This is a genomic window from Leeuwenhoekiella marinoflava DSM 3653, assembly GCF_900129005.1.
GTDB lineage: Bacteria > Bacteroidota > Bacteroidia > Flavobacteriales > Flavobacteriaceae > Leeuwenhoekiella > Leeuwenhoekiella marinoflava.
Genome location: NZ_FQUN01000003.1, coordinates 176,012 through 202,590, shown reverse-complemented (window position 1 = coordinate 202,590; position 26,579 = coordinate 176,012). Strand labels below are relative to the sequence as shown.

The following is a 26,579-nucleotide window of genomic DNA, read 5'->3' as shown; positions in this document are numbered from 1 at the left end:
ATTTACAACAAATATAAAAAACTAATTTAGAACAAATCTAAATAGATTGTGAATTATTCCTGAATATCCCGCAGTTTGAGTTGAATACTCACGTTTCCATTCCATTCATTGAGGTCAAGAGAATACGCTGCTTTAAAGGTCTTTTTATGCTGTATCAATTCGCATTTGTCTCCTAGATTAAAGCCGATTGCTCCAACAGTTGTAGTGTTTCCGCTTTGCGTAACGGCGCATTTTAAATGAGCATCATCTGCACCCACACACTTACCATAGCCGGTATCCTGAAGCTTATCTGTCATAAAAACAGGTGTCATATTTCCGGGGCCAAATGGTGCAAACTGACGCAGAATTCGGTAGAATTTCGGTGTAATCTCATCTAAATCCAATGCTGCATCTATTGAAATTTCAGGAATGAGCAAGCGCTCATCTATAGAACTGCTAACTACTTCTTCAAATTTGTTTTTAAAATCATGGTACTGATGCTCGCCCAGTGTAAGCCCGGCGGCGTATTTATGACCACCAAACTGCTCTATATGTTCTTTACAAGAATCTAGCGCTTCATAAACGTCAAAACCCTTTACCGATCGGGCGCTGGCGGCAAGTTTTTCGCCACTTTTTGTAAACACCAAAGTAGGTCTGTAATAGGTTTCAGTAAGTCGTGAAGCCACGATACCTATCACACCTTTGTGCCAATTTTCCTGAAAAACTACGGTGGTTTTTCGATCTTCTTCTTTGTTGGTTACGATTTGTAAAAGTGCTTCTTCGGTTATTGCTTTATCGAGATCTTTCCGCTCTGCGTTAAAAGCTTCTATACCCGCTGCCATTTCCTGAGCCCGCGTATCATCTTGTTCAGTAAGCAATTCTACTGCGTGCAGCCCATGTTTTATTCGCCCTGCTGCATTGATACGCGGTGCGATGATAAAAACGACATCGGTAATCGTAAGTGTATCTTTATTTACATTTTTTACCAAGGCTTGTATACCGGTACGCGGTAACGTGTTGATGACGTCAAGACCATAAAAAGCGAGCACTCTATTCTCTCCGGTAATAGGCACTATATCTGCGCCTATAGCGGTGGCAACCAGATCTAGATAAGGCACCAATGTTTTAACAGGCAAGCCTTTTTGTTGTTCCATTGCTTGTATCAACTTAAAGCCCACACCACAGCCGCATAATTCTTTATAGGGATAGCTGCAATCTTCGCGTTTGGGATCTAAAACGGCAACTGCATCTGGAATCTCAGCACCCGGACGGTGGTGATCACAAATGATAAAATCAATACCTAATTTTTTAGCATAATCAACTTTCTCTATCGCTTTTACACCACAGTCTAAAGCGATGATTAAACTCACGTCATTATCGTGTGCATAATCGATTCCGATATAAGATACACCGTAACCTTCAGCATAGCGATCTGGAATATAAGTCGCCACCTGCGAATAGTGACTGCGTAAATAACTACTCATCAGCGCGACACTGGTTGTACCGTCTACATCATAATCACCATAAACCAGAATATTTTCGCCCTGCGCTATCGCCAGATTGATGCGATCTACTGCACGATCCATATCTTTCATCAAAAACGGATCGTGCAAATCTTCTAGAGAAGGTCTAAAGAATTTTTTAGCTTTTTCATAGGTGTCAATGCCTCGCTGTTGCAAGAGTATTGCTATTTTTTGGGGTATTTGTAAAGATTCTGCAAATGATTTTACAGTTTGAGTATCGGGTGTTGGTTTTAGCGTCCAGCGCATTAATCTAAATTTACTTTAAGGATCCAGGCCTCTTCGAGGTCATCTAATTTTCTATATTCTAATAGCCTCTCATACAAGGCATCGGGATTTTCACCATAATCTAAATAGATATAGTGATAGTCATTAACGGGGTTTACAAAACGTACGGGTGAAAGCCCTTTTAACTGCATTTTTTCTTTCCATTTTAAAGCATAGCTGCGTTTAGAGAAAACATGATTTACCACATAATAACCAGAATTCATATCCGGCACTTGTATCGACGATGCGCTCAACATATCTTTTAAGTCCTGACTTCTGGAATCTTCTAAAATTCTATCTCCACTTTTTGAAATTACTGCCTTTTCTTTTAGCCTTTCGCCATCTTTACCATATAACTGTACATCTTCTTGCGGAGTTAATTTTTTATGCCGAATTTCTTCTGCTATTTTCTCTTGAGCAGCTTTAACGATTGTATCCGGTTTACCTTCAACCACCACACGCTGATAATAATCAGTACTGATTTCGGTTTGAAAAGCACTAAAAAAAACAAAAAGGCGGTCTGATTCTGTTTTAAACTGAAGCTTTACCTGTTTTGCATCATTAGAAATCACTTCATTATTTTTATTAGGAATTTGCACTTTAGCCAAATCAAAACCTAATGTATTTAAATTTGCCGGAACGCGATTGATATACTTTTTGTCATTAATGGTAATACTGCTATTGAAGAAGTTATTAGCATAGCGTACACTACTTTTTAGTGGAATATACTCTTCAGTATCTTCTTTAAAAACCGAAACGCCATCTCCAGACAAAATTAAATCGCCTTCTAATGCCGCTAAGGTTACTGAGGTTTTAACAGCTCCACTTTCTACTGCTCTAAAGTTTTTAAAGTCTAGTTCTTGTATATTATCAGGTTTGATAAAGCTAAAACCATGATAACCTGTGAAGTACTGTAGTGGCTCCGCCTCATCTTCATAAATGAGGTATAACATCCAGCCTGCAGAACTACCCCCATACATATAACCTTCTAATGCCGTGACATTAGCCAGTGTGTAAGCTCCAGATGTGGCATTTTTACTGATTAATAAATCTGTAATATCGCTGTAGCATACATAAGGAGCGGTGTTCTTGAGTTCGATAACCGCATCTCGCATACCATCGTAAATGACTTCACCTTGAACTTGAGTATATCCGTCACTTCCGGGAAACTGAAGTTTCACCAAATCAAATGGACGATTTCGTTTTTTCTTAATATCATACACAATTCTATTACCACGGGTTTTCTGTTTACCCTTTGCGCCGGGATAGGTTGCAGCCCAGTATAAACCGGCATATTTAATTTTTGCATCTACCGGAATATCCAGACTAGCAGTGCTTGAGCTAAAGGTGTCAGAATCAGCATCAATATCTACATATACCATGTCGGTGCGGTCGTTTAAACCTTTAGGATGCACATATAGTTTTGTGGGGTGTTCACTTAAAATGGTGTTACCTATAACTCGTGTACCCCCTTTTAGATAATGCTCGTTAACCCGTCTAAAAGACTCTCTCTGACAAAAACAAGAACCTGAAACAAGAAAGAAGAAGGCTAATAATCTGAAGTACATAGTATTGAAGTTAGACTTGGGAAGAGCCAAGTTACAAATTAGCCCGGTTTTTTAATTAAAAGCTTTTGTGTAATTTGTTCAAAAATCACAACGTATGTCTAAGAAAATCACATTTATCAATCAAAATAAACCGTGGCGTCTTGTTGTGCCTGCTATTGGTTTGATCTTATTTTTTACAGCTATATTGGGTTTTAAAGAAAATATACTTGGCAAAATCTTACAACCTATGGGTATGTTATTGACGTTTATACCGCTTATTTTTCCTTTTAAGATGCGTGATTTTTTGAAGTATACTCAAAAAATAATTTCCTTTAAATTAGATAAAGGAGGAACATATAGCTACCGATTTTCTCAAATACAATACGTAGAAGCTTATGAAGATCACCTCGTTATTTATAAATCTAAAAAGAAATTTGAAAAGGTAAATACCGCCAGTTATGCTAAAGCTGATGTAAACAGGCTTATTGATTTGCTAAAACCTGAAACTAAAATTGCTCCTGAAGCAAGCTAGTCTTTAGGTTTTCCGGCAACTACAATTACAAGTTCACCTTTAGGAGGTTTACTTTCAAAATGCTGTAGCACTGCTGCTGCTGTGCCGCGCACCGTCTCTTCGTGAAGTTTAGAAATCTCTCTGGAAACAGAAACCCTTCGGTCTGCACCAAAATATGCTGCCATATGTTTTAAAGTCTTCAATAACTTGTGCGGACTTTCATAAAAAATCATGGTACGTTCTTCTTCGGCTAAAATTAAAAAACGGGTTTGACGCCCTTTCTTAACCGGAAGAAAACCTTCAAAAATAAATTTATCATTCGGTAAACCACTATTAACGAGCGCAGGAACAAAAGCGGTTGCGCCCGGCAAACAATCTACTTCGAGTCCGGCTTCTACACAGGCTCGCGTTAATAAAAATCCGGGATCTGAGATAGCCGGTGTACCGGCATCACTAATTAAAGCTATGGTTTGACCATTTCTGATTCGGTCTACCAAACCTGTTACAGTTTTATGCTCATTGTGCATATGATGCGAATGCATCTGGGTGGTAATCTCAAAATGCTTTAAAAGCTTACCACTGGTGCGGGTATCTTCAGCAAGAATAAGATCTGCTTCTTGCAAGACCTTAACTGCTCTAAAAGTCATATCGTCCAGATTACCTATAGGTGTGGGAACTAGAAAAAGTTTGGCCATACTGCCTCAATCAAATTTACTCGAGATTCGAGATTAAAAAATTACACGTTTTGACTTAAGATAATTTTCGAGCAACTAACTCTTTAAATCGGGTTTCAAAAACCTCTTTACCTTCCCAATTGTTATAGTCTGGTTTTACCATATGGTCTATTAAATCAAAGGCCTCTTGCTGACTGTTTACCGTATTGAGTTGTGATAAGACACGATTGTAATCAGAATTACTACCGTTAAACAAATGTTTGATAAATGCGATACGGTCATTAAGCCCAAAAGAAAGTCCGCGCGATACACTATCGTTTAATTTTCTAGGTTTTATTGGCTCATCGGTTTTAGTATCTTCAAATTCTGCAATGCGACCGTATTCCCCTATCTCGTCTTTATCATTCTTTACCGGTTGCGGCTCTCGCGTAATTTGCTGAAACATCGCCTCTATTGCGTCTGCCTCCGGTGGCATTTGAGCTACGATATCTTTTATTTTTTCCATCACCGGCTCGTGTAAAGAAGCCTGATTGATCTTTTCTTCAGGTTTAGCTTTAGCTGAAGTTTCTTCGGTCTTAGACTCGTTTTTAGATTCTTGTGGCTGAGGCACTCTTAAACGTTCAAAGAGTTCTTCGTTAGCCGCAGCAATACGGGCTATACGCTCCAGGTCTGTTTCTTCTTCTTCTTTTTGTGATGTTTCGGCAGGTGCTACAAATTCTAATTGCTGTTGAGCTTCTTCGATACTTTCTTCAATAAACTCCGTATTTTCATCCTCAAGTGCAGTTATGATTTCGGCTTTGCCAATAGTAGGTTTTGCTGCATCAAAATTGGCTTCTACATAAGCCATTATAGATAAAGCTTCATAAATCTTCTGGGCTTCTAACTTGAGGCTGTTGTAATCACTCTCTGAGTCAAGTTTTAAAATCTTGTGCGCCAGGCTCACCAAGTCAGATTTTAATTTCTTCTTCATAAGTTTTTTGTTTGCTCTGTTTATTTGCTGGGGTTTTTAATAAATTTGCTTAGCCCTCAAAGAATAGCACCTTTGCCCTTTAAGAGGTTGAAAAGTACGAAATGTTTCTCGAAAATACCGTTAATCATAAAGAGCAATTTGGATGGATAGAAGTCATATGTGGCTCTATGTTCTCTGGTAAAACCGAAGAATTAATTCGCCGGTTAAAGCGTGCCAAATTTGCAAAACAGAAGGTTGAAATCTTCAAACCATCTATAGATACCCGCTATGATGAAGAGCTGGTTATCTCTCATGACGCTAACGAAATTAGATCTACACCGGTTCCTGCAGCTGCAAATATCCCCATTCTCGCAGATGGCTGTGATGTAGTAGGTATTGATGAAGCTCAGTTTTTTGATGACGAGATTATAAAAGTCTGTAATGACTTAGCCAATAGCGGAGTCCGGGTTATTGTCGCAGGTCTTGATATGGATTTTAAAGGAAATCCTTTTGGCCCTATGCCGGCACTTATGGCTACGGCAGAGTATGTGACTAAAGTACACGCGGTATGTACGCGTACCGGGAATCTGGCGCAATTCAGTTATCGTAAAGCTACCAGTGACGATCTGGTTTTATTAGGAGAAACAGAAGAATACGAACCTTTAAGTCGCAGTGCTTACTATAAAGCGATGCTACGCGAACGCCTCAAAACAATTGAGGTTAAAGACCCTGAAGAACTCAAAAACACTAAAACAAAAGATTAAATGGCACATACTGTTCTCGAAATAGACCTTAGCGCACTAGAACATAATTATAATTATTTAAGGTCTAAGTTGAGACCTGATGTTAAAATGTTAGCCGTAGTTAAGGCCTATGCATACGGAAGTGAGTCTGTATCCATTGCAAAAAAGCTTGAAGAAAAAGGAATAGATTATTTTGCAGTTGCTTATACCGCAGAAGGAATCACTCTAAGAGAAGCAGGTATCCAAACACCTATTCTGGTGTTGCATCCACAAATTGAAAATTTTGCTGAAGTAATTCAGCACAACCTGGAACCCAGCATTTATAGTTTTAGGGTACTAAAAGCTTTTACTGAAGTCGCTGAGGCTAAAGGTTTAAAAGAGTATCCTATTCATATTAAATTTAACACAGGACTGAATCGTCTTGGTTTTAAAGATGTAAACGAAAAAGATATTCTGGAGCAACTTGAAGCAACAGAGGCGCTAAAGGTTAAATCACTATTCTCCCACCTGGTAGCGAGTGAAGATATGAATGAGCGTAGATTTACCCATCATCAGATTGAGACTTTTGAGAAGAATGCTAAGCATATGATTGATGGATTGGGATATACGCCTATGATGCATCAGAGCAATACTTCGGCAATTATAAATTATCCAGAAGCACAATTTGATATGGTGCGTAGCGGTATTGGTCTTTTCGGGTATGGGAACACACAAGAAGAAGACCTTAAGCTAAAACCGGTTGCGACCTTAAAAACTGTTATTTCACAGATACACGATGTAGCAGTAAATGAGACTGTGGGCTACAACAGAGCACACACTGCTGCAAAATTAGAGCGCAGTGCTACATTACCCATTGGTCATGCAGACGGTATTGCACGAACCTACGGAAAAGGACGTGGCTACGTTATGATTAATGGTAAAAAAGCTCCAATTATAGGTAATGTTTGTATGGATATGATTATGGTAAATGTTACCGAAATAGATTGTCAAGAAGGAGATGAAGTTGTTGTTTTTGGAAAAGGTGCATCTGCTGTGGCACTCTCTGCACGTATTAACAGCATTCCTTATGAATTAATTACAGCAATTTCTCAACGTGTAAAACGAAAAATTATAGAATAAGTAACAGCTATAACTTTTATAACCTTTTTTAATTTCAATATATTAGCCCTTTAATTAACTAAAACCAACTAAATTCATGGCATTTTTAAAAGATTTCAAATCCTTTTTAATGAAAGGCGACATCATTGCTCTTGCTACAGCAGTGATTGTAGGTGGAGCATTCAATAAAATTGTAGGTTCTTTAGTAAAAGACGTTATCATGCCTGTTATTGGTGTAATAATGGGAGGTAAAAACGTAAACAACCTGTTTTTTTCACTAGACGGTGGTCAATATGATACTGTTGAAGCTGCTGTTGAAGCTGGAGGTGCAATTATGACTTATGGTAACTTTTTACAAGCTGTAATTGATTTTATCATTATTGGTTTTGTGATTTTCTGGTTGCTTAAAGGTTATGAAAAAACCAAGAAGAAAGAAGAAGCAAAACCTGCTGCTCCAAAAGGACCAACTCAAGAAGAATTACTTATTGAAATTCGCGACGAATTGAGAAAAAAGTAAACTACCTCGGGGCAAGCCTGTATGTATCTGACAAAGACAAGCCCACGAGGCATTCGTTAGAAACAAATTTTCAATTTTGAGGCAAGCCTCGGGGTATTAACCCCTTTGGCGGTGCCAATAAAAAGTTTCGTGCGTCAAGCACAAACCGCTACACTGCAGACTTTATTTTAATTAAACCCTCAGAGAAATTTGAGGGTTCTTTTTTTGTTATATAAATAACAAAATGTATTTAAAATTCACAAAATGTCACTTTTTAAACAAATGTGTATATTTTTAAGAAGTTAGTCTACTATTTTATAAAGTGTTACTACTTTTGGCCTCCCCGAGGTAAATCACTTTGTAATAAGGCAATCTTCGGTGTTTAGCTGGTTTTTCAGCTTAACTATTTAAACCAATTAGTACACTCAATTTTTTGAGCTTATAGATACGCTAAATAATAGATTATGAAAGTAGCTGTTGTAGGCGCTACCGGGATGGTAGGCCATGTAATGTTGCAAGTATTAGCAGAACGCAACTTCCCAATAACCGAATTGATACCGGTAGCAAGCGCGCGATCGGTAGGTAAAACTGTTTCGTATAAAGGTAAAGACTATACCATTAGCTCTATGGAAGATGCTATCGCTGCACGCCCGGATATAGCTATATTTTCTGCCGGTGGAGCTACCTCATTAGAATTTGCCCCTAAATTTGCAGCAGTGGGTACTACAGTTGTAGACAACTCTTCTGCCTGGAGAATGGATCCTGAGAAAAAGCTTATCGTTCCTGAGATCAACGCTTCAGAATTAGAAGATACTGATAAAATTATTGCAAATCCGAATTGCTCTACAATTCAGATGGTTTTAGCATTAGCACCGTTGCATAAAAAATATAAAATCAAGCGTCTGGTCATTTCTACATACCAGTCTATTACAGGAACCGGTGTTAAAGCCGTTCAGCAATTAGAAAATGAGTACAAAGGTGAGCAAGGCGAAATGGCTTACCCATATCCTATTCACCGCAACGCGATTCCTGCTTGTGATGTATTTACCGACAATGGCTACACTAAAGAAGAAATGAAACTCGTTAATGAAACTCAGAAGATTTTAGGTGATAAATCTATTGCGGTTACCGCCACAGCTGTGCGCATCCCGGTTGTGGGTGGTCACTCTGAAGCGATTAACGTGCAGTTTGAGAATGATTTTGATTTGGCTGAAGTACGTCAGATTTTACAAGCTCAGGAGGGTGTTACGGTTCAGGATAATCCGGATACCAACACCTACCCAATGCCTATTTATGCAGAAGGAAAGAATGATGTTTTTGTAGGGCGTTTACGCCGTGATTTTTCTCAGGAAAACACCTTGAATATGTGGGTTGTCGCAGATAACTTACGCAAAGGTGCTGCGACAAACGCAGTACAAATCGCTGAATATTTAGCAGCTAAAGAATTGGTGTAATCTGATTTGATATAAAAAATAGGTTTTAAAGAGAGAAACCTCTTGAGCACGGTGTTCAAGAGGTTTTTTTATTGAGTATATTTGAAATCAATTCAATTTGCTTAAAATGAAAAAACTAGCTTATTTAGGCGCTTTTACCTTGTTGTTTAGCGCTTGTGAAACCAAAGAAAAAAAATCTCCTGAAATGGCAGTGAATTATCCCGAAACTAAAAAAGTGGATACCGTAGATACGTATTTTGGCACCGAAGTTCCCGACCCCTATCGCTGGCTTGAAGACGACCGCAGCGCAGAAACTGAAGCTTGGGTTAAAGCTGAAAACAAAGTTACTTTTGGCTATTTAGATAAAATTCCTTTTAAAGAGGAAATCAAGCAAAAACTTGAAAAAATATGGAATTATGAGAAGATAGGAGCTCCTTTTAAAGAAGGTGATTACACCTATTTTTATAAAAATGACGGACTCCAAAATCAATATGTCATTTACCGCTACAAGACCGATGAAGACCCTTCTACTGCAGCAATATTTTTAGATCCCAATACTTTTTCGGAAGATGGAACCATTTCTCTGGGCGGACTTAGTTTTTCAGACAACGGAAAACTAGCGGCTTACAGCATTTCGGAAGGTGGAAGCGACTGGCGTAAAGTTTTGGTAATGAATGCCGAGACTAGAGAAATTACCGAAGATACTTTGGTAGATATCAAGTTTAGCGGAATTTCCTGGAAAGAAAATGACGGCTTCTACTACTCGAGTTACGACAAGCCTGATGGTAGCGAACTTTCAGCAAAAACAGATCAGCATAAAGTGTTTTACCATAAATTAAATACACCTCAAAAAGAAGACGAATTAATTTTTGGCGGAACGCAGGAACAAAAACATCGTTATATTAGTGCCGGTACCACAGAAGATAATAAATACCTCATTTTAAGTGCTAGTAATGCAACTTCTGGTAACAAGCTTTTTATTAAAGATCTTACAAAACCCAATGCTGATTTTGTTGCGATTGTAGCTAATGAGGATACAAATACTTCCATTATTGAAAATGTAGGTTCTAAGCTGTATATCGTTACCGATAAAGATGCGCCAAACCAGAAAATTGTTACGGTTGATGCTTCAAACCCTACTCCAGAGAACTAGATAGATTTTATTCCCGAAACCGAAAATGTACTTTCACCCAGAACAGGTGGCGGTTACTTTTTTGCAGAATATATGGTTGACGCGGTTTCCCAAATCAAGCAATACGATTATGACGGAAATTTAGTGCGTGAAGTTGAGTTACCGGGTATAGGTAGCGCAGGCGGTTTTGGTGCTAAAAAAGAAGAAACCGAATTGTATTACAGCTTTACCAATTATACCACTCCAGGAAGTATCTATAAATACACTATCGAATCTGGAGAATCTGAATTATTCCGCAAGCCCGCGATTAATTTCAATCCGGAAAATTACGAGAGTAAGCAGGTATTTTATACTTCAAAAGACGGTACAAAAGTGCCTATGATTATTACCTTCAAAAAAGGATTGAAGCTTAACGGTAAAAACCCGACTATTCTATACGGGTATGGCGGATTCAATATTTCATTAACGCCTTCTTTCAGCATCACCAATGCAATCTGGATGGAAATGGGTGGTGTATATGCAGTTCCTAATTTACGTGGTGGTGGTGAATATGGTAAAGAGTGGCACGATGCAGGGACTAAACTGCAAAAGCAAAACGTGTTTGATGATTTTATCGCTGCTGCAGAATACCTGATTTCAGAAAACTATACATCTAGCGATTATCTGGCCGTTCGCGGGGGTTCTAACGGCGGTTTACTCGTTGGTGCTGCAATGACACAAAGACCCGATTTGATGCAAGTAGCATTGCCCGCTGTTGGCGTGATGGACATGCTGCGCTATCATACGTTTACTGCTGGTGCGGGTTGGGCGTACGATTACGGTACTTCAGAAGACAGCAAAGAGATGTTTGACTACATCAAAGGTTATTCACCTGTTCACAATGTAAAAGCAGGAACAAAATATCCCGCAACTTTAGTTACTACAGGTGATCATGACGACCGTGTAGTACCGGCACATAGTTTTAAATTTGCTGCAGAACTGCAGGAAAAACAAGCAGGTGACGCTCCGGTTTTAATCCGAATAGAAACTGATGCCGGTCACGGTGCAGGAACTCCCGTAAGTAAGCAAATAGAGCAAACGGCAGACATTTTTGCCTTTACGCTCTACAATATGGGATTTGATGTACTTCCCGAAAAAACAAAATCAGAAATTAAAGGCTAGGCCCCTATCCCCCAAAGGGGGAACTCTTAAATAAAAGACCTCACAGCTTTTAACAGACTGTGAGGTTTTTTTTGTTTAAGTAAACTACCTCGGGGCAAGTCTACGAGGCATTCATTAGAAACAAATATTCAATTTCGAGGCATCTCGATACCTATCGGAACGCGATATTAAACCTTTTGGCGGTGCCAATTATCTTGAAAAATAAGTACTCCTTTTTCTATTCCTGTTCTTAAATTGAAAATAGATTATAGAGCCTATCACTGGTAGAACAACGAGTAGAATCAACAGCACTGCTTTCTGATTTCTTTTTAAATTATGATTTTGTACTAAATCAATTAAAGCCCACATCAGAAGAGCTAAACCAAGAACCAGATATAGTATGATAAAATTATCCATAAGAAGCTATATTTAAATTACCATTGAGTATGTTTAATATAAAAGGATAGAGTCAGATTATAAAATGTATCAACTGCTAATTTTTTATAAATGCTAAACGTTAAAATACAACACTTTGGGTACACCGAAGAAATCGTTTTAAAAAACCTTGATTTTTCAGTTGAAAAAGGAACGCATATTTCCATTCTGGGGGAAAGTGGCTGCGGTAAAAGCACGCTCCTTAAAATCATTTATGGCCTGCTTCACGTAGAAAATGGAACGGTTTCTTGGGATGATAACGAACTTTTAGGTCCTAATTTTAATCTTGTTCCCGGCGAACCTTTTATCAAATATCTCGCTCAAGATTTTGATTTGATGCCTTATATTTCGGTAGCAGATAATATTGGAAAACATCTTTCCCGCCGATTTATGCAACATCGTAAAGAGCGCATAGCTGAATTATTAGAAGTCGTAGCTATGACTGCCTTTGCTGAGGTTCACGTTAAATTGTTGAGCGGTGGTCAAAAACAACGCGTAGCGCTAGCGCGTGCTATTGCTAAAGAACCCGAATTGTTATTACTGGATGAGCCTTTTAGTCATATTGATAATTTTAGAAGGAATGCCTTGCGACGAAATCTTTATGCATACCTGAAAAAAGAAGAGATTACCTGCATCACAGCCACGCACGACAGCGAAGAAGCGCTGTCTTTCTCTGACGAAATCAAAATGATGCGTGACGGTACATTTATACAAACCGACACTCCGGAAGCTTTATTTCAAAACCCAAAAGATGCCTATGTAGCTTCATTTTTTAGTGATATCAATGAACTAGAAATTGACGGCAAAACCCTTCTGTTAATGCCGCATCAGCTAAAAATTTCAGAAGATGAAACCGCTATCGAAGTTGAAATTTTAAAAAGCTATTTTAAAGGAAGTTATTATTTAGTTGAAGGAATTTTCAATAACGAAAAAGTCTATTTTAACACAAATAAAGCCTTTGAAAAGGGTGAAGATCTTTTCCTGAAAATTGATGTTTAGTTTTAAAAAAGTTTATAACCTCCATTATTTGTATAACCAATTGCTGAAATCACCCACGGTTTTCCGTAACAGGTTTAAGCATTTGACGCACATTTTTATAAGCTGAAGCAATTCTTCTTCATTATGCTTGCCTAAATCTGCAATATGCTCTGAGAGACTTCTAAAACAAGCGAAGCCTGCATTTTTTGTACTTGCTCCCTCCGGAAGATTGCCGCGCTCCAAAATTAAAATCTTTGCGAAGGATGAAGCACACGCAAATATAATGCACACTTGAGACCTGTGATCCCGCTGCCTAAAATTGTAAAATCTACTTTAGAAAACCTGGATTTATATTCTCAATAAGAAAGAGTTATTGTGTTTACATGCATAACAAACCAAAGATTGCAGAAAGCGAGCCGTGAAAACCTGCCTTTGCCGGCAGGCCCGACCCAAACGGTAGTAGGTAATGCCCAAAAAGCAAAAAACCCGAGCATGATGCCCAGGGTTTTAAATATAGTTATGTGATTTTTTTATTCCTCTACAGGAGGATTCATCACAAACGTGTCCATAAAAGCAGTGGTGTAATTTCCTGAAATATATGCAGGATCATCCATCAACTGTCTGTGGAATGGTATTGTAGTTTTGATTCCTTCAATAACGAACTCGTCTAACGCACGCTTCATTTTGTTGATCGCCTCTTCACGGGTTTGAGCCGTAGTAATCAATTTAGCAATCATAGAATCGTAATTCGGTACGATAGAATACCCACTATACACGTGTGTATCTATACGAACCCCATGCCCACCCGGTGCGTGCAAGTTCGTGATCTTACCCGGTGAAGGTCTAAAATTATTATAAGGATCTTCTGCATTGATACGACATTCAATAGAGTGCAGTTGCGGATAATAGTTTTTACCAGAAATAGCAACACCTGCAGCAACTAATATTTGCTCACGGATCAAGTCGTAATCTACAACCTGTTCTGTAATAGGATGCTCAACCTGAATACGCGTATTCATTTCCATAAAGTAGAAGTTGCGATGTTTATCTACTAAGAATTCTACCGTACCAGCTCCTTCATATTTAATGTATTCTGCGGCACGAACGGCTGCAGTTCCCATTTTTTCACGAAGTTCATCGGTCATAAATGGAGATGGAGTCTCTTCAGTAAGTTTCTGGTGACGTCTTTGTACCGAACAATCACGCTCAGAAAGATGACACGCTTTACCGTTACTATCTCCTACAATCTGAATCTCGATGTGGCGTGGCTCTTCGATAAGCTTTTCCATATACATACCGTCGTTACCGAAAGAAGCAGAAGCTTCTTGTCGTGCAGAATCCCATGCTTTACGCAGTTCTTCTTTTTTCCAAACGGCACGCATACCTTTACCACCACCACCTGCTGTTGCTTTAAGCATTACAGGGTATCCGGTTTCTTCAGCTACGCGCTCACAATCTTCAAAATTTTCAAGAATTCCATCACTCCCCGGTACACAAGGTACACCAGCAGCTTTCATAGTTGCTTTTGCCGTAGCCTTATCTCCCATTTTTGAAATCATATCCGGAGAAGCTCCGATAAACTTCACATCGTGTTCTTCGCAAATTTTTGAGAAGCGGGCATTCTCTGAAAGAAAACCATATCCCGGATGAATGGCATCTGCGTTTGTAATTTCGGCGGCTGCCATAATATTTGCAATCTTCAGGTACGACTCACTACTAGGAGCCGGGCCAATACAAACCGCTTCGTCAGCAAAACGTACATGCAAACTTTCTGCATCTGCAGTAGAATATACGGCTACCGTTTTGATGCCCATTTCTTTACAAGTTCTAATCACTCTAAGAGCGATCTCTCCTCGGTTTGCTATAAGTATCTTTTTAAACATATCTATTGTGCATTAAAGTTGAAGCCAGAAGACTTTAACCTTTAAAAATTGATCTGGTTTACTCGATATCGAGACTTTATATACTAAAACATTTTTACCTCTTATCATAAGGAAATAAGTCTTTAGCTTACTTCGAAAAACATATCCCGATAGTCTTAAGAACTTCTTTTACCTAAAGTTACGAAGGATCTACCAAAAATAATGGCTGATCAAATTCAACCGGAGAAGAATCGTCAACAAGAACCTTAACGATTTTACCGCTAACTTCACTTTCGATCTCGTTGAATAATTTCATTGCTTCAATTACACAAAGTACGTCTCCTTCTTTAATACTTGCTCCAACCTCAACAAATGTAGGTTTGTCTGGAGCAGGCTTTCGGTAGAAAGTACCTATGATTGGCGACTTTACAGTAATATATTTGTCGCTTTCATCTGCCTTAGGTGTTTCTGCCTGAGCAGGGGCCTGAGGTGCTGCTACAGGTTGAGCTGCTGGTACAGCCGGCTGTTGCATTGCAGAACCCATCATAGGAACTTGCTGAAGAATCGTAGTCTCACCTTTGCTTTCTTCTCCAGTTTTAATAGTGATTTTTACATCATCCATCTCAAGTTTTACCTCGCTTGCGCCAGATTTAGCAACAAACTTGATAAGATTCTGAATTTCTTTTAAATCCATAATTAATAACGTTAGTTAGATTATAAAAAATTAAGCGTTGTAGGCCCACTTTAGGTAGATGGACCCCCAAGTAAATCCGCCTCCAAAAGCGGCAAATATTAGGTTATCTCCTTTTTTGAATCGTTTTTCAAAATCATTCAATAATAAGGGTAATGTCGCAGATGTAGTATTTCCGTACCGCTGAATATTCATAAGCACCTTACTGTCGTCAAGTTGCATACGTCTAGCAGTCGCATCTATAATACGTTTATTAGCTTGATGTGCTACAAGCCAGCTAACGTCATCATGAGACAAATTATTGCGTTGCATAATGCGTTCACTTACATCTGCCATATTAGAAACGGCAAATTTAAAAACTGTTTTACCGTCTTGATATACAAAGTGTTTCTTATTTGCTACAGTTTCTGCAGTAGGTGGCATTAATGAGCCCCCACCTTCTATTCTTAGAAAATCTCTACCTACACCGTCTGATCTCAAATACTCATCCTGCAATCCTAAACCTTCTTCATTAGGTTCAAAAAGTGCAGCACCACCCCCATCACCAAAAATGATACATGTGGCACGATCTGTATAATCTATTATAGAAGACATTTTATCTGCTCCTATAAGCAATACTTTTTTATATTTTCCGGATGCTATATAGGCCGAAGCAGTAGACATCCCGTATAAAAAGCTTGAACAAGCAGCTTGTAAATCGTAAGAAAATGCATTAGTCGCTCCTATTTTTGTAGCTACATAAGATGCTGTAGATGCTACAAGTAGGTCTGGAGTTGCGGTGGCCATAATGACCATGTCGATTTCTGAAGGGTCGACACCGCTTTTGTTGATTAAATCTTCAGCAGCTTTAATTCCTAAATAAGAAGTTCCTTTATCAGGATCTTTTAGAATTCTGCGTTCTTTAATTCCTGTTCTGGTCGTGATCCACTCATCGTTGGTCTCGACCATTGTTTCCAAAATTTCATTGGTAAGCACATATTCTGGCACATAAGCGCCAACAGCAGTTATGGCTGCAGTGATTTTACTCATATAAATCTGGTTTCTGCGAAAAACAGGGTTTTTCGCTTAAAAATGGAAGGAAAAGTACTAAAAATAGCGCAAACAAAGCCTATAATTAACTTTTTTTGCTCATTCCAAAAAATAAAAAAAACTCCCATTTCTATGGGAGTTTCACTAATCTATAAGTCTTTATTAAGCAACCTCTTCGTTTGCTGTAGCATCAATTACAATCTGCCCTCTGTAATAGAGTTTACCCTCATGCCAGTGAGCACGGTGGTAAAGGTGAGCTTCACCAGTAGTGGCGTCAACACCAATTTTTGGCATTGCAGCTTTGTAATGTGTTCTTCTCTTATCTCTTCTGGTTTTCGAGATTTTTCTTTTAGGATGTGCCATTACCGTTTATTATTTATTATCTGTTAAAAAATCTTTTAGTTTTTCCCAACGCGGGTCAATCTCCTTTTTTTGAGGCTCCTCGTCTGATTCTGCCTCATTATTCTTTATACGCAACTCTTCAAGCTTATCGAGTATGTCTGATTCTAGCGTACCATCTTCAACACCGGGATGAACCCGCTTTGCCGGCATAGCTAAAACTATCAACTCATATATATATTGAGCGATGTTCACTTCATATTCCCCATGAGGAATAATCAAAATATCATCTATCTCATCATTATATTCCTGCCCAAACTTTACTACCAATTTATAAGTAGCTTCAAGGGGCTGATCGTAAGGTTCATTTGTGAGGTCACAATTAACGTTTACAAGACCCTTAGCGTCAAAATAAAATTCCAACAAGGTGGATTTTTTAATGAGTTTGATGTCTAATTCTATAGCTATAGAATTAAAATCATCATATTCAAAATGCTCAAAGAACGTATTATCAATATTGAATTGAAAATCGTGTTCCCCTTGTTTTAAACCAACAAATTGAATGGTATACGTTTTCAAATGCTTCATTACCTTTCTCTTTCCTATAATCCTCTCTTCCGCAAAAGGCGGGTGCAAAGATATAAATTTTTATTAAGCTGTTAATTAAGTGTGGATAAATTTTTTAAATATCTTTATTTTCCACGTGAGCGTCCCGAATATTGCTTTTTTCGGGGCTGTTTTTGCAGGACATTTTCGGTTAATTCTCCATACTCACAACGCTTATTATAAATATCTAAGGCTACAAACACGGCTTCTTTAAAAGAATTTATATCTGCTATGCCTTTTCCTGCAATCTCAAATGCAGTACCGTGATCTGGCGAAGTACGTACTTTGTTCAATCCGGCTGTATAATTCACGCCCTTACCAAATGCCAAGGTTTTAAATGGAATTAAGCCTTGATCGTGGTAAGCAGCAATAATCGCATCAAAGTTTTTGTAGTTTCCGCTGCCAAAAAAGCTATCTGCAGCATAAGGACCATAACTTAAATGTCCTTTATCACGTAAACGCGCTAATGCAGGAATCAAAACTTCATCATCTTCCTTCCCAATTACACCATGATCACCTACGTGCGGATTTATGCCTAAAAAAGCAATTTTGGGTTTACGTATCCCAAAATCCTGAACTAAAGAATGGTGAATAGTCTGAAACTTTTGCGTAATTAGTTCTGCAGTAATCTTATCTGAAACATTTTTTACCGGAACATGATCGGTTAAAAGACCAACTTTCAACTTTTCGGAAACCATAAACATCAAGCTATTTCCTTCTAATTCCTGATTCAGAAAATCTGTATGTCCCGGGAATTTAAAGTCATCAGCCTGAATATTAGCTTTATTAATAGGTGCTGTGATCAGAACGTCTACCTCCTCTTTCTTCAAAGCATCAACAGCAGCCCTCAAAGATTGAATAGCAAAACTTCCTCCTTCAGCAGTCTCTTCCCCAAATTGTATATGCGGATTATCATTCCAGATATTAACCACATTAATCTTTCCGTGGATGGCTTTGTCAGCACTCTTCACCCCTTGAAAATTCATATCAAGGTTGAAATGCTTTAAAAGAAAACTTATGGTTTTCGCAGAGGCGAAAATTACCGGAGTACAAAAATCAAGCATTCTCAAGTCTTCAAGAGTCTTTAAAATGACCTCGCCCCCTATTCCGTTTAAATCTCCTATGCTAATTCCTAATTTTATGCTTTGTCCTTTCATGCTAGACCGCTTTGGCTTTCTTTTGTAAATTGAAATGTAAAAGTACTCAATTAAAACGCAAACATGTTTACAGGTATTATTGAAGATTTAGGTATCGTTAAAAATTTACAAACCGAAGGCTCTAATTTACACATCACCGTAGCTAGCAAGCTAACTCCTGAGCTTAAAATAGACCAAAGCCTTGCGCATAATGGCGTTTGTCTTACCGTGGTTTCTATAAAAGAAAATGAATATACGGTTACCGCGATCGAAGAAACGCTTCAAAAGACAAACCTAAATACATTACAAGTAAATCATTCTGTAAATCTTGAACGAGCAATGATATTAGGCACCCGACTTGACGGGCATATCGTACAAGGACATGTAGATCAAACCGCAAGCTGCATCAACATAGAACAAAAAGACGGAAGCTGGATTTTCACCTTTGAATATGATTCCTCTTTAAACAATGTTACAATAGAAAAAGGATCAATAACCATAAATGGAGTAAGTCTGACGGTTGTCAATTCTCAGAAAAACAGTTTTAGCGTTGCTATCATTCCTTATACTTACGAGCATACTACATTTAACTTATTTAAAACAGGTACACCTGTAAATTTAGAATTCGATGTTATCGGAAAGTATGTAAAACGTCTTATGCGTTTGTAGCTTGTTTCTTATCAAGCCTACTGTAAAAATAAATACCGGCAATAAAAGCTATAAAAAACAAAGAAGGGATATAATCATCTATTGGAACTTGTGCACCTACTGGTGGAGGAATAGGTGGAGGTGGAGCTCCTTTAGAATACCCCATACCTACAAACCCTATTGCAAAAGCTAAGGCAACTACATATTTAGTATATAGTTTAACGTTCATAGAAGTAGGGTCTTCATTTTAAAGAATATACAAAATTAAGAAAATATGCAGGTTTTTAACTACATAACAATGTTCTTTATCGATAGAGCAATTAAAAGAACTAATTCTTTACTTACTTAACCGAGTAAGTATACTTAATTAACTTATCTACGTAGAAATCAGCTGTAGCGATTTTTTTATTTTCATAAAAAACAGTAAACTAGCTCGGGGCAAGCCTGTCTGTATCTGACAACAGCAGACCCGCAAGGCATTCGTTAGAAACAAATTTTAAATTTCGAGGCATCCCGAGCTATCGGGACGGAATATTAAACCCTTTGACGGTGCCAAAAAAAAGCATTACAATCTCTCGTAAGGCTTCTCTTGTGGTCAAACCGGGGCTCGAACTAGGAATCACCTGATTGTGAAAATTTTAAGGAGACCTGAAAATTCCGTTTACAACAGCTTAATTTATAAAGACCTGCACCGCGCCCGCCGCGGCTACAACTTAAGTCTACGTAAAATTGACGAAAAGTACCAGATTCAACAGACCCTATCAGAGCTGTTAGGGCATACCAGCCTGTATATCAATCAGGTTTATTTAAAATCGCCTCCAGTACGAATTGAGACGCTTATTAAGGAACGCATCGTGATGATTTGATAGCGGTTCAGATATCCACAGCTTCCCCGATAAAGCCAAATGAGTCCACAGTAAGTCCACACTGAGTCCACACTGCACCCACAGGTTGCCACACTTTTTGTGGGCGGATCTGGGTTCACGTTGGAGGGAACAAAGGAGCACAAGGCAGTATCCTTGCATTTAGCCTGTTGTATCCGGGGGATTGAGATAACCGAGGTTAACTAAAAAGACTTCTCGATGCAAACCGAGGACACGAGGTTCACGAGCTCCCGTGAAATAATAATCACGCGAGTAAAGAAAAGTAAGGAAGACACTATAGAACCTATTACTTCTATTCGTGTTCCTGTTCTTTTGTATTGATACGGCAAAGCATGTCTTTGAGCGAGTTGATGCGGCTGGAAACCAAAAGATCAAGGCTTATTTTTACATCTTTGAAAACTACACAAATCCCTTATCCTGCGGATGGCAAACCGCTGCGCTATTCCATCCTCCGCTCCCACCGCTGCGGTATTTGCTTGTTTTGCTACAGATGTAAAAAGTAGGCCGGATTTAAAATTAGAACTGAAAATTTTATTCTTTGATTTTCTTTTTCTTAAGTATAGCAAGAAGTACCCGGAATAAATTCACAGAGGGGTCAACATGCTCCTGAATATATATTCTTAAGCTAACGCTATGCTTCAACCATTCGAAGTGACTTTTTTGTATTTTGAACCGGTATTCAAGGCAAATTCAGCCCCCAGGAAGGGCAACTCCCAGTCAACCCCTAGGCATCCCCTAGGATAGTGTATGAAGAGTGTATGAAAACGGGTTTTGAAATGCTAGAATTTAAGAATTTATTAACAGATGAAACCTGATTGATTTATAGCTCCAAAACTGGACAAAATGCTTCCTTCTCAAGGCAGCTCCTAATGTTCTCGGTGCAGGAAGTAGCTTTTGTTTACAGGATCTGGCGGAGATTGAGGTGTAAAATAGATGTATAAAGGGTTTTGTTAATCAGATGTTTAGAGTTTGACTTGTTGCCTAATAGGTCTTCAGGTTTTAAAATTTTGAAAGACAATTTTTACCGCCCTGCAGTTGTCAAAATTTTGTAACAATTGAATGTTGTTCTAATTTTCTACTTAAAATATTGGACCGGCTAATGGCAAAGATTAATTCAACTTATTTGAGAATAAGTCTCTAAAACATCAGGAGCTTTTATGCTTGTGCTTACTTATGCTTCATTAGTCAAAGACTAGCGGAAGCAAGGTGAATCGGTAAAAAATGCCAGATTCAACAGACACTCACGGCATATGTAGCCCGACACAGCTTTGCTACACAAGCGATATCAGAGCTGTTAGGGCACACCAGTTTGAATACTACACAGATTTATTTAAAGTCATTGCTTAGTACGGTATTGGATGACTATAATGAACGGATTGTGATGATTTAGATTGTGTTGTTGATATTTCTTAGAACTTCAGCCTTGATCAAAGGTTATTTTTTGTTGTAAAATTTTTTCTATTTTTCAATCCACTCTCTAAAAGAGGCTGTATTACTTTGGCTAGTTTTAAGATGGTTATTTAAACCTTTAACTATTATTGCTAAAGTGTTTTTTGTGTAGCGTTCTATTTTCTCTACGTTTTGTTTATTTAACAGTACACTACGGTTGATTCTGAAAAAATCTTCAGAACTAAGATTCTGTTCTATACTTTTTAAAGAAGATTCGCTTAATAAATGCTTTTTTCCAGTTATATCAAATGCAAAAATAACGCCCTCATTAGCTTCAAAGAAGCTGATGTTTTCTGTTTTTAAAAAATAAATCCCCTGTTGTTTATGAATTGTAAACTGTTCTTTATATGCCTTTTTTGTAAAAGTTTGGTGGATAAGGTTTGTCAGTATATTCAGTTGTTGATTTTCTTCGGAAGCTGACTTTTTTAATAGTAAAAATTTATCCCAGGCGGCTTGAAAACGATCTCTGGAAAATGGCTTTAATAAATAGGCTATTCCGTTAGTTTCAAAAGCATTCATCAAAAACTGATCATAGGCTGTGGTGAAAATAATTGGACAAAAAACTCGAACCTGTTTGTAGACTTCAAAAGCATTACCATCTAACAATTCAATATCCGAAAAAATAAGATCTACGTTAGTAGTATTAAGAACGTCAACTGCTCTTGCTACGGTATCAAGCTCTGCTACAACTTCAGTTTTTGTGTCTAAATCCTTTAAAAATCGTTTCAGTTTCTTTCTGGCTGGAATTTCGTCTTCTATTATTAGTACTTTCACCACTAGTTTAAGATTTTAATTATAGGAAGGTTTACAGAAAATATACTGTTAGCTTTCTCAATTTTAATCGGAGTCTTTGTTAGTAATTTATATTGCTCCTTTAGGTTGTTCAAGGCTCTACCAGAAGTCAATTTTGCATTTCGTTTAGGTATGTAGTTGTTGATTACATTAATGTTCCTATCGATATTAATTTGAATATAAATAGGTTCTTTTACCGTTCCCAAATTATGCTGAACGGCATTTTCAATTAGTAATTGTAAGGTAAGCGGTACGATGTACCCGTCACTATTTTGATTTTCAATATTCAATTGGTATGCGTTTCCATACTTGTGTTTTATTAATCTAAAGTAATTTTCGGCAAAAATTAATTCTTCCTTGAGACTAATAAATTTTTGTTCTGAGGCTTGTAAAACATATCTATAAATGTCTGCAAATTCATTCAAAAAATCAGATGCTTTGTCTTTATCTTCCTCAATCAATTGATCCAATACATTCAGATTATTAAATAGAAAATGGGGGTTGAGTTGTGTTTTAAGCTGATTGATTTTACTTTCTGAAATTGTCTGGTTGTAACTAATTAGTTGCTTCTGTTTTTTACTATTTTGTTGGAAATAGTAATATACCAGAAAAAAGCTACCGTAAATTATACCGTCTAAAAAAATAGAAAACGTAGACAAAATAAGCGTTTGTTGATTAAAATTTCGTTCAATAGTATCAAAAAAAAAGGCTATCACGAACCCGATTAAATGCGTAACAATTAAAAAAGTAACGAGCGAAGCACTGAATATTTTTATCATTTCTTGTACTCCAAAAACAATAGACGTATTCCATTTTCTGATAAAAAAGAGCATAATTAAAAAAAGGATACTTACTGAAATGAGCGCAGCAAATGCAGCATCTGGCGTAAAAACATAGGCATTAACACCTCCTCTTACTACTATACGGATATAAATAGATTGAAAATATGCAAACAGTAAAATGAACAGTAAAAAATACCGGTTCACATATAGAGTATGTAGCAGTTTTTTCATTGCGTCAAAAATTAAAAATAGCATTATATCTCTATAATGCTATTTTAATAGATTTATTATTTTTTGTTTTCCGGGAATGACGCAATCGTGTTTCCTTGCTCGTCATAGAAATCAAGTTTAGCATTGTTTTCTTTGTCTACATAAAACATCGCCTTTGGCAGACCTTTATCATCAAAAAGGAATAAGCCGTTATTCTGACTTCGTGTTTTTCCTAGCATTATACGAGGAACACCCCCTATCAAACCCTGATTTTCGTATTCTTTTTGCTTTAGCCGCATAGCCTTGGGATCTTTCATACGAAGCTCTTGCAACTCCTTCATAATCTCTGCTGTTTTGATTTGAGATTCTTTACTTGGGCGATCGTTAAAGGCCAGACTGCTACTCACAAACCTATCGCCTCCTTTTTGATAATCCTGGGTGAGTAGTTGCATCACCTGATCACCGTCATATTGGTCATAGGTTAATGATAATCCGGAGCTATGTCCGTTTTCATTTTTTTGTCCATCATAAATAAATCCACCACATTCTATTCCATCTTCATTGAAAAATAACATCCCTGAACGCTTTTTCCGCTCCTCATTTGTAGGTCTCGCATTGATTTTATCGGTTCCGTTAGGAAAGCGCTCAAAGTTTGTAATAATCATTTTTACGGTTCCGTCTGCTTCCACAATATTGATTCTTTCGACATCAATTTCACTGAATTTTTGATTTTCATTTTTTTTGAAACCTGAAGTGGTTATTAAAATCATTCCGACTACAATCGTTACAGCAAAAGCTCTTAAAAAAACTAGTTCTCTTTTCATGGTTTTTAATATTTATTTTGTTGATGAAGCAAACCTATTTCAAGTGCACTTTTTGTGAAATAAGAAAACAATGAGCCAAGGAAAAAAACTGATGAGTTAAGGAATTTAATGTTTGAGTTTAACTGGGTTTTTAAATAAGGGGCTATTTTGGAGTGATTATCCACCGAGTTATCCAATAAGTTTATTTTGTATTAAAGGTGCTTGTTTAACTTTCAGATGCTGGCAACGATAGGCACTAAATTTAACGGGCATATACAACGGACGTGATTTAGCCTTAAAATGTACAATCGAAAACATTTAATGCTGATGAAAAGGAAAAAAAGAGCCCTTCCAGATTGAATTAATTCTATTTCGGTAAGGTTTTGAATCAAAAATCATTGCCTTCCAAATCTTAAAAAGCTAGCTACTCTTTCTTAAAATTTATCCGCTCCACAAGCAAGGGTTCATCACTTTTTTGAGGACGAAATAAGCTTTCCAATGCTCTTTGATTGACTTCAATTGCTCGGCTTCAATTCTTCGTTAGATAGCCTCAACAGCATCCATTCGCTTATCAATTAAGAGGTGTAAACTGTGAACGGAATCATCAAAAGGTACAAAAGAATTGATCGAATACTTCTCAAAAAAGTCTAAAATGGCATTCTAAAGTTTCTGTATAATTTGCTATGGCCTACTTTTTAAAACGCTCCACTGTTTCTATATGAAAATTGATTCTAGAAAATTTAGGACTCATAGCTACAAAATTTAAGATTAGGATAATCATTCGCTCTGTTTATACTGAAATTATTCTAATCTAGAAAGACAAATAGAATTCTCAACTAAGAAGGGTTAAGCGAACTCAATCCCTTTTTCTGGGATTGGGTTCAAGATTTTGGAATGAACCGCTTTTACCGCAATGAAGCCTTTTGCGGGATAGAGAAAAACGGCGTAAAATTTAGATATAAGATTTAACAAGCTTTTCAATTATCAAACCTACTTGTCGTCTTTTCTCTTCTTGAGCTGTATCTAGCAGACCTAGTTGTATACAGGTATAATCCGTTAACAATTTAACAACTAACAGATATCTAGAATTTTTTATATGACTTCGGTTTATTGAAATTTTAGTTGTCTGAAGGATTGAATCCTCCTTTTTTAATTTGAAAGGACCCCAAGAGCTGACTACTTCGATAGTTTCGGGGTTATTTGATTTTAATTGAGCAATCAACGTAGCTGTATCAATAAAATCAATTTTGTTCTCAATTTCTTTTTGATAAAAGGAACTGACTAAAATTCGATTTGCTTTATTGACAGCTTTATTTGTGAAGCTCTGTTTTCCAGAATAATGTAGGTGCATATTGTTTAAAATTTGAGAAGGCGAAAAATGAAAACAATAATTTATCAAAATTAATGATTAATATACTGAAAAACAAAGATGTATGTATTAAAGCAGATTTTTCAAAAACTTTAAATTTGATGGGGCTTGTTTCATTACAATCATCAAATATTTGGGAGGATTTTTAAAGAAATCTTTAAAAATCGTTCCCGATAAAACTGAAATTATTCTAATCTAGAAAGACAAACAGAATTCTCAACTAAGCAGGGTTAAGCGAACTCAATCCCTTTTTCTAATACAACTATTTTATCAGCATTCACCACAATACTTAATCTATGTAAAACTTTTTACGAGTGAATTGCGCTATCATAAATGCTTTATTTAACTCCTAAATTATCGAGAGTTAAGTAGTAATCAAAATCAATAATTATAGTTTTCGTTACAGTTAATATTTAAGTAATATCTAATATCCGGATACAGGATATTATTATGCAAAAAACAACAGAACTTACTGCAATTGATATAGCTATGCTTCTAAAATTAATAGCTAATCAAGATAATCCGCTTATGCAAACTCAGCTTTCGGAGCAATTATATATTGCCCAGTCTGAAGTGAGTAGATCTTTATCACGTTTAGATTATGCCCAGTTATACAGTAAGCATAACAAGTCGGTAAGTAGAATGAATACTTTTGAGTTTCTTGTTTACGGAGTTAAGTATGCATTTCCTGTACAGCCCGGTTCAATTGTAAGAGGGATCGTTACAAACGCTTCAGCAGAATCCTTTAATGCCAAAGTAAAGGCTTTTAGATCACAATTCAGAGGAGTGAGGAATACCGAATACTTCTTATATCGATTGATTAAATTATGTATGGCATATGCTAAAGGAAATCTAAGAGGACAGAAAAAAGCGGATCAGATTTTGGACTTACCCCAAAACAAAAAAGCCTTACGATCTCTCGTAAGGCTTGTCTTTACTAGTGTGGTCCCACCTGAACCATAATTTACTTAACTCTGATTAATTGTGATTTATTTTAATTACTCATAAATACCTTTATAACTGGCATATAGGAGATTTAAAGTGTAATTGAAATTCAATAAAGTTAATATTCATTAA

The 26,579-nt window shown here is 37.2% G+C and carries 24 protein-coding genes and 1 pseudogene; 9 read left to right on the top strand and 16 right to left on the bottom strand.

What is annotated here, in order from left to right:
• Positions 1-53: 53 nt before the first annotated feature.
• Both recJ and BUB91_RS00950 read right to left on the bottom strand, forming a co-directional pair.
• The gene (recJ, locus tag BUB91_RS00955; protein WP_073095886.1) at positions 54-1,748 is read right to left on the bottom strand and encodes a single-stranded-DNA-specific exonuclease RecJ; all 1,695 of its coding nucleotides are present in this window, start codon (positions 1,746-1,748) and stop codon (positions 54-56) included.
• On the bottom strand, positions 1,748-3,334 hold the full coding sequence (locus tag BUB91_RS00950) for a hypothetical protein (protein WP_128759272.1): 1,587 nt from the start codon (positions 3,332-3,334) through the stop codon (positions 1,748-1,750). Before BUB91_RS00950 ends, recJ begins: the two co-directional genes overlap by 1 nt.
• A gap of 94 nt (positions 3,335-3,428) precedes the next feature.
• On the opposite strand from BUB91_RS00950, the gene BUB91_RS00945 reads away from it, so the two are divergent.
• The gene (locus tag BUB91_RS00945) at positions 3,429-3,845 is read left to right on the top strand and encodes a hypothetical protein (RefSeq protein ID WP_073095882.1); all 417 of its coding nucleotides are present in this window, start codon (positions 3,429-3,431) and stop codon (positions 3,843-3,845) included.
• On the opposite strand, the gene rsmI is transcribed toward BUB91_RS00945, so the two are convergent.
• On the bottom strand, positions 3,842-4,519 hold the full coding sequence (gene rsmI / locus BUB91_RS00940; protein ID WP_073095880.1) for a 16S rRNA (cytidine(1402)-2'-O)-methyltransferase: 678 nt from the start codon (positions 4,517-4,519) through the stop codon (positions 3,842-3,844). The two genes, BUB91_RS00945 and rsmI, sit on opposite strands and share 4 nt — an antisense overlap.
• 55 nt (positions 4,520-4,574) lie before the next feature.
• Positions 4,575-5,468: a hypothetical protein gene (locus BUB91_RS00935; protein WP_073095878.1), complete on the bottom strand. Its 894-nt coding sequence runs from the start codon at positions 5,466-5,468 to the stop codon at positions 4,575-4,577.
• Positions 5,469-5,569: 101 nt separating this feature from the next.
• Here BUB91_RS00935 and BUB91_RS00930 point away from each other — a divergent pair, with 101 nt between their 5' ends.
• The 5 genes and pseudogenes from BUB91_RS00930 to BUB91_RS00910 all read left to right on the top strand — a co-directional run bounded on the left by BUB91_RS00930 (position 5,570) and on the right by BUB91_RS00910 (position 11,510).
• Positions 5,570-6,211, top strand: a complete 642-nt coding sequence (locus tag BUB91_RS00930) for a thymidine kinase (protein WP_073095876.1) — start codon at positions 5,570-5,572, stop codon at positions 6,209-6,211.
• Positions 6,212-7,309, top strand: coding sequence for an alanine racemase (gene alr, locus BUB91_RS00925; RefSeq protein ID WP_073095874.1), 1,098 nt, complete (start codon positions 6,212-6,214; stop codon positions 7,307-7,309). It begins immediately after the preceding gene.
• A 76-nt stretch (positions 7,310-7,385) separates the two neighbouring features.
• Positions 7,386-7,805 carry a large conductance mechanosensitive channel protein MscL gene (mscL, locus tag BUB91_RS00920; protein ID WP_073095872.1) on the top strand — a complete coding sequence of 140 codons (420 nt, stop codon included), beginning with the start codon at positions 7,386-7,388 and terminating at the stop codon, positions 7,803-7,805.
• 443 nt (positions 7,806-8,248) lie between these two features.
• Complete coding sequence (locus BUB91_RS00915; protein ID WP_073095870.1) at positions 8,249-9,238, top strand: aspartate-semialdehyde dehydrogenase; 990 nt, start codon at positions 8,249-8,251, stop codon at positions 9,236-9,238.
• A gap of 106 nt (positions 9,239-9,344) precedes the next feature.
• Positions 9,345-11,510: pseudogene (locus BUB91_RS00910) on the top strand (prolyl oligopeptidase family serine peptidase).
• A 189-nt stretch (positions 11,511-11,699) separates the two neighbouring features.
• Here the strand turns inward: BUB91_RS00910 and BUB91_RS21595 are convergent.
• A complete protein-coding gene (locus BUB91_RS21595; RefSeq protein ID WP_394342895.1) occupies positions 11,700-11,858 on the bottom strand; it encodes a PLDc N-terminal domain-containing protein in 159 nt (52 codons plus the stop codon).
• Between the two features lie 138 nt (positions 11,859-11,996).
• Here BUB91_RS21595 and BUB91_RS00900 point away from each other — a divergent pair, with 138 nt between their 5' ends.
• Positions 11,997-12,923: an ABC transporter ATP-binding protein gene (locus BUB91_RS00900; RefSeq protein ID WP_073095866.1), complete on the top strand. Its 927-nt coding sequence runs from the start codon at positions 11,997-11,999 to the stop codon at positions 12,921-12,923.
• A 509-nt stretch (positions 12,924-13,432) separates the two neighbouring features.
• On the opposite strand, the gene accC is transcribed toward BUB91_RS00900, so the two are convergent.
• From accC to pdxA, 6 genes are all read right to left on the bottom strand, one after another.
• The gene (gene accC / locus BUB91_RS00890) at positions 13,433-14,785 is read right to left on the bottom strand and encodes an acetyl-CoA carboxylase biotin carboxylase subunit (protein ID WP_073095862.1); all 1,353 of its coding nucleotides are present in this window, start codon (positions 14,783-14,785) and stop codon (positions 13,433-13,435) included.
• A 178-nt stretch (positions 14,786-14,963) separates the two neighbouring features.
• Entirely contained in the window at positions 14,964-15,458 is a 495-nt protein-coding gene (gene accB, locus BUB91_RS00885) for an acetyl-CoA carboxylase biotin carboxyl carrier protein (RefSeq protein ID WP_073095860.1), read from the bottom strand.
• 30 nt (positions 15,459-15,488) lie between these two features.
• Positions 15,489-16,484: a beta-ketoacyl-ACP synthase III gene (locus BUB91_RS00880; protein WP_073095858.1), complete on the bottom strand. Its 996-nt coding sequence runs from the start codon at positions 16,482-16,484 to the stop codon at positions 15,489-15,491.
• A 162-nt stretch (positions 16,485-16,646) separates the two neighbouring features.
• Entirely contained in the window at positions 16,647-16,847 is a 201-nt protein-coding gene (gene rpmF, locus BUB91_RS00875; RefSeq protein ID WP_073095856.1) for a 50S ribosomal protein L32, read from the bottom strand.
• A 9-nt stretch (positions 16,848-16,856) separates the two neighbouring features.
• A complete protein-coding gene (locus BUB91_RS00870; RefSeq protein ID WP_073096373.1) occupies positions 16,857-17,411 on the bottom strand; it encodes a YceD family protein in 555 nt (184 codons plus the stop codon).
• A 104-nt stretch (positions 17,412-17,515) separates the two neighbouring features.
• On the bottom strand, positions 17,516-18,586 hold the full coding sequence (pdxA, locus tag BUB91_RS00865; RefSeq protein WP_073095854.1) for a 4-hydroxythreonine-4-phosphate dehydrogenase PdxA: 1,071 nt from the start codon (positions 18,584-18,586) through the stop codon (positions 17,516-17,518).
• Positions 18,587-18,649: 63 nt separating this feature from the next.
• Between pdxA and BUB91_RS00860 the strand changes: the two genes are divergently transcribed.
• Positions 18,650-19,234 (top strand): riboflavin synthase, encoded by a 585-nt coding sequence (locus tag BUB91_RS00860; protein ID WP_073095852.1) that lies wholly within the window; start codon positions 18,650-18,652, stop codon positions 19,232-19,234.
• Here BUB91_RS00860 and BUB91_RS00855 read toward each other — a convergent pair.
• From BUB91_RS00855 to BUB91_RS00830, 5 genes are all read right to left on the bottom strand, one after another.
• Positions 19,221-19,442, bottom strand: coding sequence for a hypothetical protein (locus BUB91_RS00855; protein ID WP_073095850.1), 222 nt, complete (start codon positions 19,440-19,442; stop codon positions 19,221-19,223). The two genes, BUB91_RS00860 and BUB91_RS00855, sit on opposite strands and share 14 nt — an antisense overlap.
• A 2,113-nt stretch (positions 19,443-21,555) precedes the next feature.
• Positions 21,556-22,320 carry a LytR/AlgR family response regulator transcription factor gene (locus tag BUB91_RS00850; protein WP_217653695.1) on the bottom strand — a complete coding sequence of 255 codons (765 nt, stop codon included), beginning with the start codon at positions 22,318-22,320 and terminating at the stop codon, positions 21,556-21,558.
• A 2-nt stretch (positions 22,321-22,322) separates the two neighbouring features.
• Positions 22,323-23,351, bottom strand: a complete 1,029-nt coding sequence (locus tag BUB91_RS00845; protein ID WP_073096370.1) for a sensor histidine kinase — start codon at positions 23,349-23,351, stop codon at positions 22,323-22,325.
• 56 nt (positions 23,352-23,407) lie between these two features.
• The gene (locus BUB91_RS00840) at positions 23,408-24,154 is read right to left on the bottom strand and encodes a hypothetical protein (RefSeq protein ID WP_073095846.1); all 747 of its coding nucleotides are present in this window, start codon (positions 24,152-24,154) and stop codon (positions 23,408-23,410) included.
• A 931-nt stretch (positions 24,155-25,085) separates the two neighbouring features.
• Positions 25,086-25,484 (bottom strand): hypothetical protein, encoded by a 399-nt coding sequence (locus tag BUB91_RS00830; RefSeq protein WP_073095844.1) that lies wholly within the window; start codon positions 25,482-25,484, stop codon positions 25,086-25,088.
• A 468-nt stretch (positions 25,485-25,952) separates the two neighbouring features.
• Between BUB91_RS00830 and BUB91_RS21705 the strand changes: the two genes are divergently transcribed.
• Positions 25,953-26,465: a transposase gene (locus BUB91_RS21705; protein WP_241652547.1), complete on the top strand. Its 513-nt coding sequence runs from the start codon at positions 25,953-25,955 to the stop codon at positions 26,463-26,465.
• Positions 26,466-26,579: the final 114 nt, after the last annotated feature.